Below are 13,536 nucleotides of genomic sequence, written 5' to 3'. Positions count from 1 at the left end.
CTCGCTCCCACAGGGTGGAAGGCTTGAGGATTTTTCCTGGCGCCTGACTTGCTCCATAATCCGCAAAAAATCCACACGGATGCCTCGGCCAGATGCTCGATAATGCCCCCAAGCCCCCGCTCATGAACGAAGAACAGCGCTTTCGCCTGCTCATCGACGCGGTGGTCGACTACGCCATCTACATGACCGACCCTTCAGGCATCATCACCAGTTGGAACTCTGGCGCCAGGCGTTTCAAGGGTTACGAGGCGTCCGAGATCCTCGGCCAGCATTTCTCCCGTTTCTATACCGATCAGGACCGCGCCGCCGGCCTGCCACAACGGGCGCTGGACACGGCCCTGCATGAGGGGCGTTTCGAAGGCGAGGGCTGGCGGGTGCGCAAGGACGGCACGCTGTTCTGGTCCCATGTGGTGATCGATCCGATCATCGACAGCCAGACGGGTACCTTGCTCGGCTTCGCCAAGATCACCCGCGACCTGACCGACCGCAAGATGGCCGAGGAAACCCTCAAGCAAAGCGAGCAGCAGTTTCGCCTGCTGGTGCAAAGCGTCACCGACTACGCCATCTACATGCTCGACCCGCAAGGTCAGGTCACCAACTGGAACCTGGGGGCGCAGCGGATCAAGGGGTACCTGCCGGTGGAGGCCATCGGCCGGCATTTCTCGATGTTCTACACCCCCGAGGATCGCGATGCCGGCGAGCCGCAGCGCGCGTTGAGCATCGCCGCCAGCGAAGGGCGTTTCGAGAAAAAGGGCTGGCGCATGCGCAAGGATGGCACGCGCTTCATGGCCCACGTGGTCATCGAAGCGATTCGCAGCGATACCGGCGCGCTGTTGGGGTTTGCCAAGATCACCCGCGACATTACCGATGCCACCCAAGCCCAGCAGGCCCTTGAACAGGCCCGTGAGGCGTTGTTTCAATCCCAGAAACTGCAAGCCATCGGTCAGCTCAGCGGTGGTATTGCCCATGATTTCAATAACCTGTTGACGGTCATCCTCGGCAACCTGGAAATCGTGCGCAAGCGCATGCCCGGCGAGCCGAAACTCACTCAGTTGCTGGACAACGCGACCCAGGGCGCGCTGCGCGGGGTTTCGCTGACCCAACGCATGCTGGCGTTTGCCCGGCGACAGAAACTGACCTACGAATCGGTCGAGCTGTCGGCCCTGGTACAGGGCATCAGCGGCCTGCTGCAGAGTTCCCTGGGCCCGTCGATACACATCCAGACCCGTTTCGCCGAGGCGCTGTCGCCGGTGCTGGCCGATGTCAATCAACTGGAACTGGCGATTCTCAACCTGGCGACCAACGCCCGGGACGCCATGCCCCATGGCGGCCAGATCCTCATTGCAGCCGAGGAACGGCGGGGGGCTGATGCCGGGCCGGACAAGCCGATGGCCCCCGGGTGCTACATCTGCCTGACGATGACCGATGAAGGCGAGGGCATGGACGAAGCCACGCTGGCCTCGGCCGTGGACCCATTCTTCACCACCAAGGGTGTCGGCAAGGGCACGGGGTTGGGGCTGTCCATGGTGCATGGCCTGGCGGAACAGCTGGGTGGCCGCCTGATACTCAAAAGCCGGAAAGGCCTGGGGACCACCGCCGAATTGTGGTTGCCGGTGGCCGGCGATGCGGCCCCTGGCAAAGCGGCGATCGAAGAGGCAGCGCCGCCGGTCCACGAGTTGAAAGTGCTGGTGGTCGACGATGACAGCCTGGTGCTGACCAGCACGCGCTTGTTGCTCGAAGACCTGGGGCATCGAGTCCTTTGCGCCCCATCGGGGGCTCAGGCGCTGGAGCTGTACGAGCGCAACCTGGACATCGACCTGGTGATCACCGACATGGCCATGCCGCAGATGGACGGTGCGCAGTTGGCAAAACTGTTGCGCGACCGCCAACCGACCTTGCCTATCATCCTGGCCACCGGTTATGCCGAACGCCTGGAAGGTTTCGCCACGCAACTGCCTCGGTTGATCAAGCCATTCAAGCAGATTGACCTGATGCAGGTCATTGGGCAGACGATGAAATAGACATGGATCGGCGGTTACAGCATCTGAGAGATTATCTGTGGCAACGGATTATTTGTGGCGAGGGGATTTATCCCCGCTGGGGCGCGAAGCGGCCCTTCATAGTACCGACGCCTCAGCGTATCAGGCCATAGAGGGGGCTGCTGCGCAGCCCAGCGGGGATAAATCCCCTCACCACTAGGGGGACATGCCTGCCTGCAAAGGGAATCTGCCTATTCAGTGTTCTTCTTGAACCCACGCAAGTTCATCGCACACAAGCAAAACTGCAATACGATCAATGCATACGCATGGGTATGCAGCCCCCAGACCACCCACAGAATATTGCTCGCGATAAAACAACTGAATCCCGCCACCCTGCGGCGGGGTTGGCGTGAGCCGATCAACCAGGCGGCCAGCACCGTGACGAGCATCGCCGGCCATTGCACCCATCCCAGATAATCCACGCAGCGGTCCTCTTGCCCTTACACATTAAAGACCTTGGCGGTCGGAGAGCGTTTCCTCGGACTTTGTTGCACCTGTGGTCCATTGGCTTGAACTTGCCGCGCGCCGGGTTCTTCTAACGAGTCCGAATCATCACCGAGGCACCACCTGCGCAATGCCCAGAATACTCACCGGGCCCACCCCGGAAGAAGAACTGACGGAACACAACGCCAAACTGTTCGGCTCCCCCAAGGAGCGACTGGACTTCTATCGCCGGGAGATCCAATACGAAACCAGCATCCTGGCCAATCGAACCGATGCTTACCTGGCCGCCCAATCCTTCCTGGTGATTGCCTTTGCCTCGTGCATGGCCAACCTGAACCCGGAGTGGGGCAAGTTGTTCACGCTGATCGTGCCGCCATTCCTGGCCTTGCTGGGATTCCTGAGTTCGCTCAATGCCTGGCCGGGGATCAAGGCGGCCTACGAGATCATCGATCACTGGCATTTCAAACAGAGCGAACTATTGCGCGCCGAACCCTTGATGGGCCTGGCCTACGACGAATCGCCGCTGTTCAGCGAGCGGGAGTCGACCCACAAGGGCTATCGCAAGTCGTTGCTGTTTTCGTTGCGTACCCCTTGGATCTTCGCCACGTTCTGGGTATTGCTGGGGGCGTATTCGGTCTATATCCAACTGAGCAATCCAGGCGGTTGAGGTGCACTCGCCTCAACTCGACTGCTTACGGCGCTCATACCATGCCAACGTCGGCTGGGTGGTGACGCCATGAACCAGAATGCTCAGGGCCACCACCGACAGGGTGAGGTCGATGCACAGTTGCGCCACCGCAGGCGGCAGGTCATGGTTCAGGGCGAAGAACAGATAAAACAGACTGCCGATCCCGCGAATGCCAAACCAGCCGATCAGCAGCCGTTGCGGTCCGTCGAGCAATCGCCGCCAGGGCACCACCAGCACACTCAACGGGCGAATCACGACAAACAGCAGGGCACCGATCGCCACGGCTCGCCAGTCCCAATGGTTGGCTAGCACGACCCCCAGCAGGGTCACCAGGAACACTTCCATCGACCGCTCTACCAAGCTGCCGAACGCCAGCATGTCGCTCATCATCACCCCAGCGGCCAATTGACCATCGTCCAGCGTCTCGGTATCGCCTACGACGGCCTGTTGGGGCTCGACGGTTTCGTGGCCCACCACCGGCTGCACCAGGTGTTCTGCCGGTAGCGCCCCTTCATCAGTGGATTGGACCTCGGCCTGACGCAGCCCCAAGCCGGCGGCGAACACCGAGAGAAAGCCATAGCCCTGGATCCACTCGGCCACGACGTAGGCCAGGGCAATCAGCGCCAGGGCCAGGTAATCATTGGGCGACAAGGTGCTGTCGGCATTCCTGATGCGCATCGACAAGGTCAGCTTGCCGATGCCGCGACCCATCCAGTAGCCGACCAGCAAGCCGGCCGGCACGGCCCACAGGACGTTGCGCAGCAGCCATTCACCGAGAAAACCGCTGCCGCCCTCCCGCAGCATCAACAGGCCCAGGATTACAAAGGGAAACGCCGTGCCGTCGTTCAGTCCTGCTTCGCCCGACAGGCCGAACCGCACCCGGTCGTTATCCCGGGCATCGTTGACCTGCACCAGCGCCGCCAGTACCGGGTCGGTGGGCGCCAGCATCGCGCCGATCAGCATCGACACGCCCCAACCCAGGCCCAACAGATAGTGCAAAGCCAGGCACAGGCCGGCGATGCACAGGATCATCACCGGCCCGGCCAGCCCATAGGCCACGCGCCAGGTACGATCCTTGAGAGGCAGGCGTAACTTGAGGCCGCTGACGAACAGCGAAAACACCACCGCGACTTCTGTGAGGTGTTCCATCCAGACCGACGAGTCGCTGACGTCCAGTTTCAGCACGTCCAGCCCCAGCGGTCCGATGGCGACACCCAGCACCAGGCACATCGCCGAGGTGGTGACCGGCATCCAGCGCAGATAAGAGGAGGTCAGGGCCAGGGTCAGCAACACCGCGCCGAGCACCGCGACCCATACTGTGAACGTCATCGTTGCTCCTTGGATGGATAGCGCCTGGTACCGCCGGGCGAATGGATGGTGAGGGTGTCGCTTTGCGCTCGGTCCTGTAGGAGCTGCCGAGTGCAACGAGGCTGCGATCTTGTCCCTACCGATTGAGTCCAAAGCGAAAGATCAAAAGATCGCAGCCTTCGGCAGCTCCTACAGTGTGTCGCCAGCTCCCTCGCCACAACGGCACGCTAGCCACATTCAACGACCGGGCGGGTTCTGAGTATTCGAGGCCGGGAGCGAAGCGAGGGTTCCCACCAAAGCAGAAGGCCTCCGTTCATCCGCCTGCCATTTAATCCAACGGAATTTTTCGCCGTTCCCCGCGCTCTGCAACAGAAGAGACGTTCTGATTCAGCGTCCGCCAAGAACCCGAGAGGCCCTTATGACTGCGCTGACACCCCTCCAATCCCAGCCGGCCACCGTGCACCCCGTCATCCATAACGGACAGGTGCGCCAATGCTATGAACGGCTGTTCCAGGGCCCCGACGATGGCGACAAGCAAGCCGTCGCCCGAACCTTCCTCCGGCAATGCATCGCCAACGCCGAGGCGCTTCCCCAAGAGATGCCCTCTGATCCCACGGCGCTGCAGGCCTGGGTCGAACAACACAGCGCCGGCGTGGCCCGGCAGTATGCTGACTACCTGCAGCGGCGCAAAAACGGCGGCCCCCGAGAGTTCTTCAGCGGCAAGGCCCATGCCCTGTACTTCCTCCAGGCCGTGGCGCCGACCAAACGGGTGGACGGTGCCTGGCTGTATGGCGTGGTCAAGCACTGGCACGACCACCGTTTCGAAGGGTTGCTGTGCACCTACCTGGAAGAACTGGGGGACGGTCATCCCGCGCAAAATCATGTGGTGCTCTATCGCAAGTTGCTCGCCGAATACGACCTGTCGGCCGCCCCGGACATCGACGACGATCTGTATCTGCAAGGCGCCGTGCAACTGGCCCTGGGCTATGCCGGCGACGAGTACCTGCCGGAGGTCATCGGCTACAACCTGGGCTACGAACAATTGCCCCTGCATCTGTTGATCAGCGCCTATGAGCTGAGCGAACTGGACATCGATCCGTACTATTTCACCCTCCACGTCACCATCGACAACGCCAGCACCGGCCATGCCCACAAGGCCGTGCAAGCGCTGCTGCAACTGATGCCGATGGAAGCGGACCGCGAGGCTTTCTGGCAGCGAGTCACGCTGGGCTATCGCCTCAATGACCTGGGGCAGGGCAGCCGGGCCATCATCGGCTCGTTCGACCTGGATCGCGAAGTGCTGGACATGCTCGAACGCAAACGCCCGTTCGGTCAGCACATGCATTCCGATTACTGCAAATTCGAAGGCAAGACCGTCAACCAGTGGCTCTCGGCGCCGGGCCAGTTGGAAGGGTTCCTGACAGCCATGCAGAACAAAGGTTGGATCAAGCGTCATGAAGACCCGCAACACAGCCGCTTCTGGACGCTGATTGAGGGTGCAGGTGCGGCTATGTTCGGGGTGTTCAGCCCCTACGAAAAACAACTGCTGCATGACTGGATCGCCGGTGACTGGCTGGACGAGGGCGTAAGGTCCGGCGCCCGGCGTGCTCCGGTTGCGGCTTGCGCGCCGGCTATGCCGATGGATGATCCCGATGTGCGAAGCCTGCAACAGGCGCTGCAAGGCCGCACGCCGGAGGAGCAGATGCAAGTCCTGATGCCCTGGCTCTGTGCCCGCTGCCACAGCCATCCGGCCGGGCTGCTGGCGACTCGCCGGTTCATCGAACTCAAATCCGCACTTCGCTAGGGAGCCCTGCATGAATGAAGAAGAACGCCTGTCCGAGCCGGACCTTGCACTGCTGCAACTGGGCCGACGCCTGCAAGCCGACGGCTACCGTTTCATCACCCCGACTCCGTTGACCCATGAACGGGTCAACCAGCGTCCCGGCAATGAGCGCGCCAAGACCTTGCGGGACGTGTTCGGCTGGTCGCGGCCGTTTGCGCCGGGGCTGATCAGCACCGACGAACAGCGGCAACTGCAAGACGCCCAGGTGCTGGAAGCACACAACGGCTTGTTGCGTAGCCGGGTACGCTGGTCGAGCCTGGATGGCTTGCTGTTTGCCCATTCGCAATTTCCCACGCAAGCCAGCGATGCGGTGTTCTTCGGCCCTGACAGCTATCGTTTCGCCCAACTGATCCATACTCATCTGCAACAGAACTTCACGGCTGTGCAGCGCGCCGTGGACATCGGTTGCGGTGCGGGTGTCGGGGCCATCGTGATTGCCCGCGCCCGTCGTGAAGCGCAAGTGCTGGCCGTGGACATCAACCCCCAAGCCCTGCGCCTGAGCGCCGTGAACGCCGCGCTGGCGGAGGTGGCCAACGTCGAGGTCGCCCGCAGCGACGTGTTGCAGGACGTGCCCGGCCAGTTCGACCTCATCGTCGCCAACCCGCCGTACATGGCCGACCCCTCCGAGCGCGCCTATCGCCATGGCGGCGGCACACTGGGCGCCGGGCTGTCGCTGCGCATCGTCGAGCAAGCCTTGCCCCGGCTCACACCTGGCGGCTCGCTGGTGCTCTACACCGGCGTGGCCATGGTGGATGGGCGCGATCCGTTCCTCGAAGCGCTGGGGCAATGGCGTGACTCGGCGGATTTCGGCTGGACCTACAAGGAATTGGACCCGGACGTGTTCGGTGAAGAACTGCTCACGCCGGGTTATCAGGACGTGGAAAGGATCGCCGTGGTGGCGTTGGTTGTAACCCGCATTGGCGCAGGTCTGGGCGGGGCTATCGGAGGGACTATCGATGAACAGACGCATGAAATTCGGCGTTGAAGAGGAGTATTTCATCACTGACCTGAACACCCGTTGCATGCCGGGTGAACCCCCTGCGGAGGCGGTCGCCGCGTGCCAGGCTGAGCTGGGCAAGCATTTCGCCCATGAAATGTTCCAATGCCAGGTGGAAATGGCCTCGCCCATCTTTCGCAGCCTGCCCGAGGCTGCCGACTACCTGAGCCAAGTGCGTACGGGCCTGAACCAGCGCCTGGCGCCCTATGGCCTGGGCCTGGTCAGTGCCGGTTCACACCCGATGGCCACCCAGGTGCTGCAACCCACCGACGAGCTGCATTTCCAGCAACTGTTCGATGATTACCAGCGGGTGGCGCGGCGCAGCGTGCTGTCGGGCCTGCATGTACACGTGGAAGTCCCGGCCACGCAGGATCGGGTGCGGATCATGAATGAGGTCCTGCCGTGGTTGCCGATGTTCCTGGCCCTGAGCGCGTCATCGCCATTCTGGAACGGTGGCTACAGCGGCTTCAGCAGCTATCGACAAGTGGCCTGCGATGAATGGCCGCGCATGGGGGTGCCGGAGTATTTCGAAGATGAGTCGGCGTTCGGCGGCTACGTCGACATGCTCATGCGCACCGGGTCCATTCGCCAGGCCAGCGATTGCTGGTGGGTGATACGGCCTTCCTCACGTTATCCCACTTTGGAGCTGCGCATTTGCGATGCCTGCCCACGGGCGGACGACGTCCTTTGTCTGGTCTCTCTGTTTCGCTTGATGGTGGCCCATGCCGTGACGCAGCACCGGCCCGGCGCCCACTACAGCCAGATGTCCCAGTGGATCCTCAAGGAAAACCGCTGGCGGGCCAAGCGCCACGGGATTCTCGCGGAGTTCATCGTCGAGGGCCAGGAACAGCCGATGCTGATCGGTGAGTGGCTGACCCTGGCAGAGCAGACTTTTGGTGAAACCGCGGCCGAGCTGGGCGTCCAGGACGTGTTCAAGCAGGCCCGCCGGATCGTCCAGGAAGGCACCAGCGCCGATCGGCAAATCGTGCTCTACGAACAAGGCCTGCTGCTCGGCGACTCGGTCGAACAGGCCTTGAGCCGGGTGGTCGATCAGTTGCTCGCGGAAACCGCCGGGATGCCGGTAGCCGACCCAACCTTGCAACAGGTGGCAGGTGGTCCATGAGCAGCAAGACTCTGGATGACTACAACCGCATGCGAGATTTCGCCGCCACCCCGGAACCGGCGGCGAAACGTTCGCGCAAGTCGGCAAAAACCGCCCACGCCTTGCAGTTCTGCATTCAAAAGCACGATGCCTCGCGGCTGCATTACGACTTTCGGCTGGAGCTGGACGGTGCGCTCAAGAGCTGGGCGGTGCCCAAGGGGCCCTCCCTGGACCCCAAAGCCAAACGCCTGGCCGTGCATGTCGAAGATCATCCGCTGGATTACGCCACGTTCGAGGGCAACATCCCTGAAGGCCACTACGGCGCCGGTGACGTGATCGTCTGGGACCGGGGCGTCTGGATTCCCCAGGGAGACGCCCAAGAAGCCTACGAAAAAGGCCGGCTCAAGTTCGAGCTGCAAGGAGAAAAGCTCAGCGGCCTGTGGAACCTGGTACGCACCCACATGCCCGGAAAGCAGGAACAGTGGTTCCTGATCAAGCATCAGGACCAGGCCGCCCGTCCCGAAAGCGAATATGACGTGGTCCAGGCCGAGCCGGACAGCGTGCTCAGCGATCGCACCCTCGTGCCCAAGCGTCGAGGCAAGGCTGCCGCCAAAGCGGTGAAACAACCGAAAAAAGCCGCGCCACCGAAATCGCCGAAACGCGCCTCGAAAACCTCCCTCAGCGGTGCGGTCGCCGGGCCGCTGCCAGAAACCCTCAAGCCGGAACTGGCGACCCTGGTGGAAAGCGCGCCCGACGGCGAATGGCTCTATGAGATCAAGTTCGACGGTTACCGGATCATGGCGCGGATCGAAAACGGTGACGTCAGGCTGCTCACCCGCAACGGTCATGACTGGACCCACAAATTGCCAAGACAGGCCGAGGCCTTGGCCGCGCTGGGGTTGGAGTCGGCCTGGCTCGACGGCGAGATGGTCGTCGCCAACGAGCAGGGTGTGCCGGACTTCCAGGCTTTGCAAAACGCCTTCGAGGCCGGCAGCAGCGGCAAGATCGCCTATTACCTGTTCGACCTGCCTTACCTCAACGGCATGGACTTGCGCAACGTGCCGGTGCAAGACCGCCGGACCGCATTGGCCGCCGTGCTGGAGCCCAACGAAAGCCCCTTGTTGCGTTTTTCCGATGCCTTTGAAGAAACCCCTGAAGCGCTGCTCAACAGCGCCTGCCAGATGCAGATGGAAGGGCTGATCGGCAAGCGCGTCGGCAGCGCCTATGTGTCCAGGCGCAGCAATGACTGGATCAAGCTCAAATGCAAGAATCGCCAGGAGTTCGTGGTGGTCGGCTTCAGCGATCCCAAAGGCGCCCGCAGTGCCTTCGGTGCCTTGCTGCTGGGGTTGCATGATGCCGACAGCGGCCAGTTGCGCTACGCCGGTAAGGTCGGCACCGGGTTCAACGAAACCACCCTTAAAAGCATCTACCAGCAATTGCTGCCCCTGGAGACGAAAAAGGCCGCCGTGGTGAACCCGCCCACCGGCTACGAAGCCAAGGGCGTGCACTGGCTGGAACCGAAGCTGCTGGCCGAAGTGGCCTTTGCCGAAATGACCAAGGAAGGCTCGGTGCGCCATGCGGTCTTCCATGGCTTGCGCAACGACAAGCCGGCCAAGGACATCACTCAGGAGCTTGCCAAACCCGTGAAAAAAACCACTGCGGCGAAAAAAAACAGCACCCAGGATGAGTCTGACACGAAATCGGAAAAGGCAAAGACCAAGACAAAAGCCAAGGCCCTGGCCATGGACGGCAAGGTTCGCATCACGCACCCGGAGCGGGTCATCGACGCCAGCAGTGGCACCACCAAGCTGCAGTTGGCCGAGTACTACGCCAGCGTTGCCGAATTCATCCTGCCGGAACTGGAAGATCGCCCGGTCGCCTTGGTCCGGGCGCCGGAGGGTATCGCCGGTGAGCTGTTTTTCCAGAAGAACCCCGAGCGCCTGGCGATTCCCGGTATCACCAGCCTGGACAAGGAACTGACCGGGCAGCCGGTGATGATCATCAACAACGCCGAAGCCCTGATCGGCGCAGTGCAGATGAGCACGGTGGAACTGCACACTTGGAATGCCACGTCTGTCGATCTGGACAAGCCCGACCGCTTCGTCCTCGACCTTGACCCGGACCCGGCGCTGCCCTGGAAAAGCATGGTCGAGGCGACGCAGCTCACCTTGTCGGTGCTCGATGAGCTCGGGCTCAAGGCGTTCCTCAAGACCAGCGGCGGCAAGGGCATTCATGTGGTGGTGCCGTTGACGCGCAGACTGGGGTGGGACGAGGTCAAGGGCTTCAGCCATGCGATTGTCAGCCACATGGCCAAGCTGCTGCCGGACCGCTTTTCGGCAGTGTCCGGACCGAAGAACCGGGTAGGGCGGATCTTCATCGATTACCTGCGCAATGGGCTGGGCGCTACGACGATTTGTGCCTACGCCGCCCGGACCCGGGAGGGGTTGCCGGTGTCGGTGCCGATATTTCGTGAGGAGGTGGCTGAGCTCAAGGGGGCGAACCTGTGGAATGTGCACAATGTTCATGAGCGTCTGGCGGAGGTGGGGCATGAGCCTTGGGCTGGGTTGAAGAAGACTCGACAGAGTATTACGGCTGAGATGCGCAGGCGTATCGGTATGAAGAAAGTTTAAGGTGTAGCGGCTATACGCCGCAGTCCCTTTGTGGGAGCGAGCTTGCTCGCGAGGAGGCCATCAAGCCCAATATCCAGGTGACTGAACCACCGCCATCGCGAGCAAGCTCGCTCCCACAGGATGAACCTGATCATCTCAAGCCCCTGGCATCGGTAATCTGAAATGCGTTCAGCCCACCGGGACACGCAGATATTCCGGCTGCAGGTAGTTGAACCAGAGCAGGATCATTTCCACCAGGATCGTCACCAGGACCAGCAGGCCCACGCCCCAGACACTTGCCGAATACAGCAGGCCCTGTTCCTTCTTGAGACCCATGAATTTGGGCAGCCCGACGAACAGCAGGAATGTCGAGTAGGCCGATGCCAGCAACAGCACCGCCACGGCCAACCAGCGGCTCGGGTAAAGCCCGAAGATTCCGGCCAGGAAATACGGCGTTGCGGTATAGGCGGCGAAGCCGATGCATTGATTGACCGTCGGGCGCGCTTCGAAAGTGCGGGACATCCAGCGGATGAACAGCCCCATCAACGTGACGCCGACGACGATGGTCAGGTACAGCAGCACGCACAATTGAAGGGCGCTGGCACTGCTGAGCCGTACCGTTTCGTTTTCGGCAAGGCTCCATCCGGTCCAGGTGGTGCCGATGAACAGGCATACCGCGGGAATCAGCGCGAGCAATAGCAAATGAGCCAGGTAATGGCGTGGATGTGCCTGTTCTTGCTCGCGTATGTCGGCCCAGGCGAATTCGGGCTGCGTGAACAGTTTGACGAAAGGTGCGGACATGACGACCTCCTGATCAGGACGGCCTCTGCATGAGGCCCTTATTGGGTTTGAGGCACGGAAAAACATCCGGGTTTCATTTATTTGCTGGTCCTGGCCGACGGGGCGATAAAGGGAATGAATCACAACGGCGAAGGTCAACCCATCAGCTCCCCCTGAAGGACCGTCTGCCATGACTGTTGCTCAAATCCTGGTTGATTACCTGCGCGATCATGACCTGCGCTTGACCACGGCCGAATCCTGCACCGCCGGACAGATCGTCACATTGCTGGCCGAGGTGCCCGGCAGTGGTTCACTGATCGAAAGCGGTTATGTGGTGTATTCCCCAGAGGCCAAGCAGCGCTTGCTCGGTGTCAGCCCACGCACCATCGAGACGTTCAATCTCACCAGCCGCGAAGTCGCCGAGGAGATGGCCCTCGGAGCCTTGCACGATGCCAATGCCAACGCGGCAGTGGCCACCACCGGTCTGCTCGGGCCAGACGACAAGGACGGAATACCCGCCGGTACCGTCTGCTTTGCCTGGGCGTTCGATGTGAACGGTCAGCGAGCACTGTTCAGCCGCTGCATGCGGTTCTTCGGCAGTCGCGGTCAGGTGCAATTGCGGGCCGCCGAATATGTGCTGCAACAACTGCCCAGCTTTCACCAACGCGCCGTGGCCGGCGAGCGGCGCTAAGGGGCGGCCATGAGCGACCCATACGAGCAGGACGACCACCGGAGCCGCCAGTTCCCGGTACGCGAAGACATGGCGTTCCAGCACAAGGTCTGGCGTTTCGAGCGAGTTGGCTGGTACGTGTTGGTGCTGTTGGTGATCCTGGCCCTGCTGGGGCTGTTTTCCCGTGGTCCGCTGAGCAACCGGGAGCTTCATACCGACGACGGCAGCCTTGGCGTCGAGTACCAGGCCTTCCACCGCAACGGCTCCAGCAACACCTTGGTCATCCGTCTCGAGGGCCAGCCCCACGCCGTGTTGGAAGTCGAGTTGGGCGGCGATTGGCTGGAAGGTTTCGAGGTGCAAGCGTTGCAACCTCTACCGATGCGCTCCGCGGGCGCGGGGCAGGGCATGACCCTCTGGGTACAGGCCGATGAACGAGGCCAGGCCAGCCTGCACCTGTCATTGCTCGGCGATGGCTTCGGGACCTATCACTGCCGCATCGCAACCCCCGGCGGTGCCTCGGTGAGTTTCAATCAGTTCATTTTTCCTTAGGTGACCTATGGACTCGGTGCTGCGAGCTGCCGTGATGTACGCGGCGTTGATGGTGTTGTTCAAGATCGCCGGGCGACGTTCGCTGGCAGAACTCACCACCTTTGATTTCGTGTTGTTGATGATCATCGGCGAAGCCACTCAACAGGCGCTGTTGGGAGATGACTTCTCGATGACCAACGCGCTGATGGTCATCGTGACGCTGATTGCCATCGATGTCGGCTTCTCACTGCTCAAGCTGCGCTCCCAATGGGTGTCGCGCCTGATCGACGGAGGTCCGACCATCATCGTCGAGGACGGGCGAATCCTGCACGGGCGGATGCGTCATGCGCGGTTGGTGGAGGCGGACATCATGGAAGCGGCACGCTCCAGCCAGGGCATTGAGACCCTGGAACAGATCAAGTTTGCGATCATCGAGCGCAACGGGAAGATATCGGTGATTGCCAAGGAGTAGCCCCGAGTGCTGGTAAACCTCATTGTGGCGAGGGGATTTATCCCCGTTGGGCTGCG

General features: G+C 61.8%; 12 protein-coding genes. 9 read left to right on the top strand and 3 right to left on the bottom strand.

Going from position 1 to position 13,536, the window contains the following annotated elements:
• The first annotated feature begins 92 nt into the window (after positions 1-92).
• Positions 93-2,021 carry a hybrid sensor histidine kinase/response regulator gene (locus tag BM317_RS06540; protein ID WP_092473584.1) on the top strand — a complete coding sequence of 643 codons (1,929 nt, stop codon included), beginning with the start codon at positions 93-95 and terminating at the stop codon, positions 2,019-2,021.
• A gap of 209 nt (positions 2,022-2,230) precedes the next feature.
• Here the strand turns inward: BM317_RS06540 and BM317_RS06535 are convergent, their stop codons facing one another.
• Positions 2,231-2,461 (bottom strand): hypothetical protein, encoded by a 231-nt coding sequence (locus BM317_RS06535; protein WP_060742403.1) that lies wholly within the window; start codon positions 2,459-2,461, stop codon positions 2,231-2,233.
• A gap of 152 nt (positions 2,462-2,613) precedes the next feature.
• Between BM317_RS06535 and BM317_RS06530 the strand changes: the two genes are divergently transcribed.
• Positions 2,614-3,150 (top strand): hypothetical protein, encoded by a 537-nt coding sequence (locus BM317_RS06530; protein WP_092199857.1) that lies wholly within the window; start codon positions 2,614-2,616, stop codon positions 3,148-3,150.
• Positions 3,151-3,162: 12 nt separating this feature from the next.
• Here BM317_RS06530 and BM317_RS06525 read toward each other — a convergent pair whose 3' ends face one another.
• Positions 3,163-4,500 carry a cation:proton antiporter gene (locus BM317_RS06525; protein WP_092473581.1) on the bottom strand — a complete coding sequence of 446 codons (1,338 nt, stop codon included), beginning with the start codon at positions 4,498-4,500 and terminating at the stop codon, positions 3,163-3,165.
• Positions 4,501-4,897: 397 nt separating this feature from the next.
• Here BM317_RS06525 and BM317_RS06520 point away from each other — a divergent pair, with 397 nt between their 5' ends.
• Genes BM317_RS06520 through ligD form a run of 4 tightly spaced genes read left to right on the top strand, consistent with a single transcriptional unit; the run spans position 4,898 to position 11,051 of the window.
• Complete coding sequence (locus tag BM317_RS06520; protein WP_092473579.1) at positions 4,898-6,283, top strand: iron-containing redox enzyme family protein; 1,386 nt, start codon at positions 4,898-4,900, stop codon at positions 6,281-6,283.
• A gap of 10 nt (positions 6,284-6,293) precedes the next feature.
• Entirely contained in the window at positions 6,294-7,307 is a 1,014-nt protein-coding gene (locus tag BM317_RS06515) for a methyltransferase (RefSeq protein ID WP_092164576.1), read from the top strand.
• Positions 7,279-8,442, top strand: a complete 1,164-nt coding sequence (locus tag BM317_RS06510) for a carboxylate-amine ligase (RefSeq protein ID WP_092164575.1) — start codon at positions 7,279-7,281, stop codon at positions 8,440-8,442. Before BM317_RS06515 ends, BM317_RS06510 begins: the two co-directional genes overlap by 29 nt.
• Complete coding sequence (ligD, locus tag BM317_RS06505) at positions 8,439-11,051, top strand: DNA ligase D (RefSeq protein ID WP_092473577.1); 2,613 nt, start codon at positions 8,439-8,441, stop codon at positions 11,049-11,051. Before BM317_RS06510 ends, ligD begins: the two co-directional genes overlap by 4 nt.
• 168 nt (positions 11,052-11,219) lie before the next feature.
• Here ligD and BM317_RS06500 read toward each other — a convergent pair whose 3' ends face one another.
• Positions 11,220-11,831 (bottom strand): Yip1 family protein, encoded by a 612-nt coding sequence (locus BM317_RS06500; RefSeq protein WP_092164573.1) that lies wholly within the window; start codon positions 11,829-11,831, stop codon positions 11,220-11,222.
• 169 nt (positions 11,832-12,000) lie between these two features.
• Here BM317_RS06500 and BM317_RS06495 point away from each other — a divergent pair, with 169 nt between their 5' ends.
• The 3 genes from BM317_RS06495 to BM317_RS06485 are packed head-to-tail and all read left to right on the top strand — an operon-like array spanning position 12,001 to position 13,480.
• A complete protein-coding gene (locus BM317_RS06495) occupies positions 12,001-12,501 on the top strand; it encodes a CinA family protein (protein WP_092164572.1) in 501 nt (166 codons plus the stop codon).
• Between the two features lie 9 nt (positions 12,502-12,510).
• Positions 12,511-13,029, top strand: coding sequence for a hypothetical protein (locus tag BM317_RS06490; protein WP_092164571.1), 519 nt, complete (start codon positions 12,511-12,513; stop codon positions 13,027-13,029).
• 7 nt (positions 13,030-13,036) lie between these two features.
• Positions 13,037-13,480, top strand: coding sequence for a DUF421 domain-containing protein (locus BM317_RS06485; RefSeq protein ID WP_092164570.1), 444 nt, complete (start codon positions 13,037-13,039; stop codon positions 13,478-13,480).
• The last annotated feature ends 56 nt before the right edge of the window (positions 13,481-13,536 follow it).

It is taken from the genome of Pseudomonas sp. NFACC24-1 (genome assembly GCF_900115235.1).
Lineage (GTDB): Bacteria > Pseudomonadota > Gammaproteobacteria > Pseudomonadales > Pseudomonadaceae > Aquipseudomonas > Aquipseudomonas fluorescens_AA.
This window is presented reverse-complemented; position numbering and strand designations above follow the sequence as displayed.

Bases quoted from the DNA above. Each gene is read 5' to 3' on its own strand.
- BM317_RS06540 (WP_092473584.1), top strand. From the start codon at position 93: ATGCTCGATAATGCCCCCAAGCCCCCGCTCATGAACGAAGAACAGCGC.
- BM317_RS06530 (WP_092199857.1), top strand. From the start codon at position 2,614: ATGCCCAGAATACTCACCGGGCCCACCCCGGAAGAAGAACTGACGGAA.
- BM317_RS06525 (WP_092473581.1), bottom strand. From the start codon at position 4,500: ATGACGTTCACAGTATGGGTCGCGGTGCTCGGCGCGGTGTTGCTGACC.
- BM317_RS06520 (WP_092473579.1), top strand. From the start codon at position 4,898: ATGACTGCGCTGACACCCCTCCAATCCCAGCCGGCCACCGTGCACCCC.
- BM317_RS06515 (WP_092164576.1), top strand. From the start codon at position 6,294: ATGAATGAAGAAGAACGCCTGTCCGAGCCGGACCTTGCACTGCTGCAA.
- BM317_RS06510 (WP_092164575.1), top strand. From the start codon at position 7,279: ATGAACAGACGCATGAAATTCGGCGTTGAAGAGGAGTATTTCATCACT.
- ligD (WP_092473577.1), top strand. From the start codon at position 8,439: ATGAGCAGCAAGACTCTGGATGACTACAACCGCATGCGAGATTTCGCC.
- BM317_RS06500 (WP_092164573.1), bottom strand. From the start codon at position 11,831: ATGTCCGCACCTTTCGTCAAACTGTTCACGCAGCCCGAATTCGCCTGG.
- BM317_RS06495 (WP_092164572.1), top strand. From the start codon at position 12,001: ATGACTGTTGCTCAAATCCTGGTTGATTACCTGCGCGATCATGACCTG.
- BM317_RS06490 (WP_092164571.1), top strand. From the start codon at position 12,511: ATGAGCGACCCATACGAGCAGGACGACCACCGGAGCCGCCAGTTCCCG.
- BM317_RS06485 (WP_092164570.1), top strand. From the start codon at position 13,037: ATGGACTCGGTGCTGCGAGCTGCCGTGATGTACGCGGCGTTGATGGTG.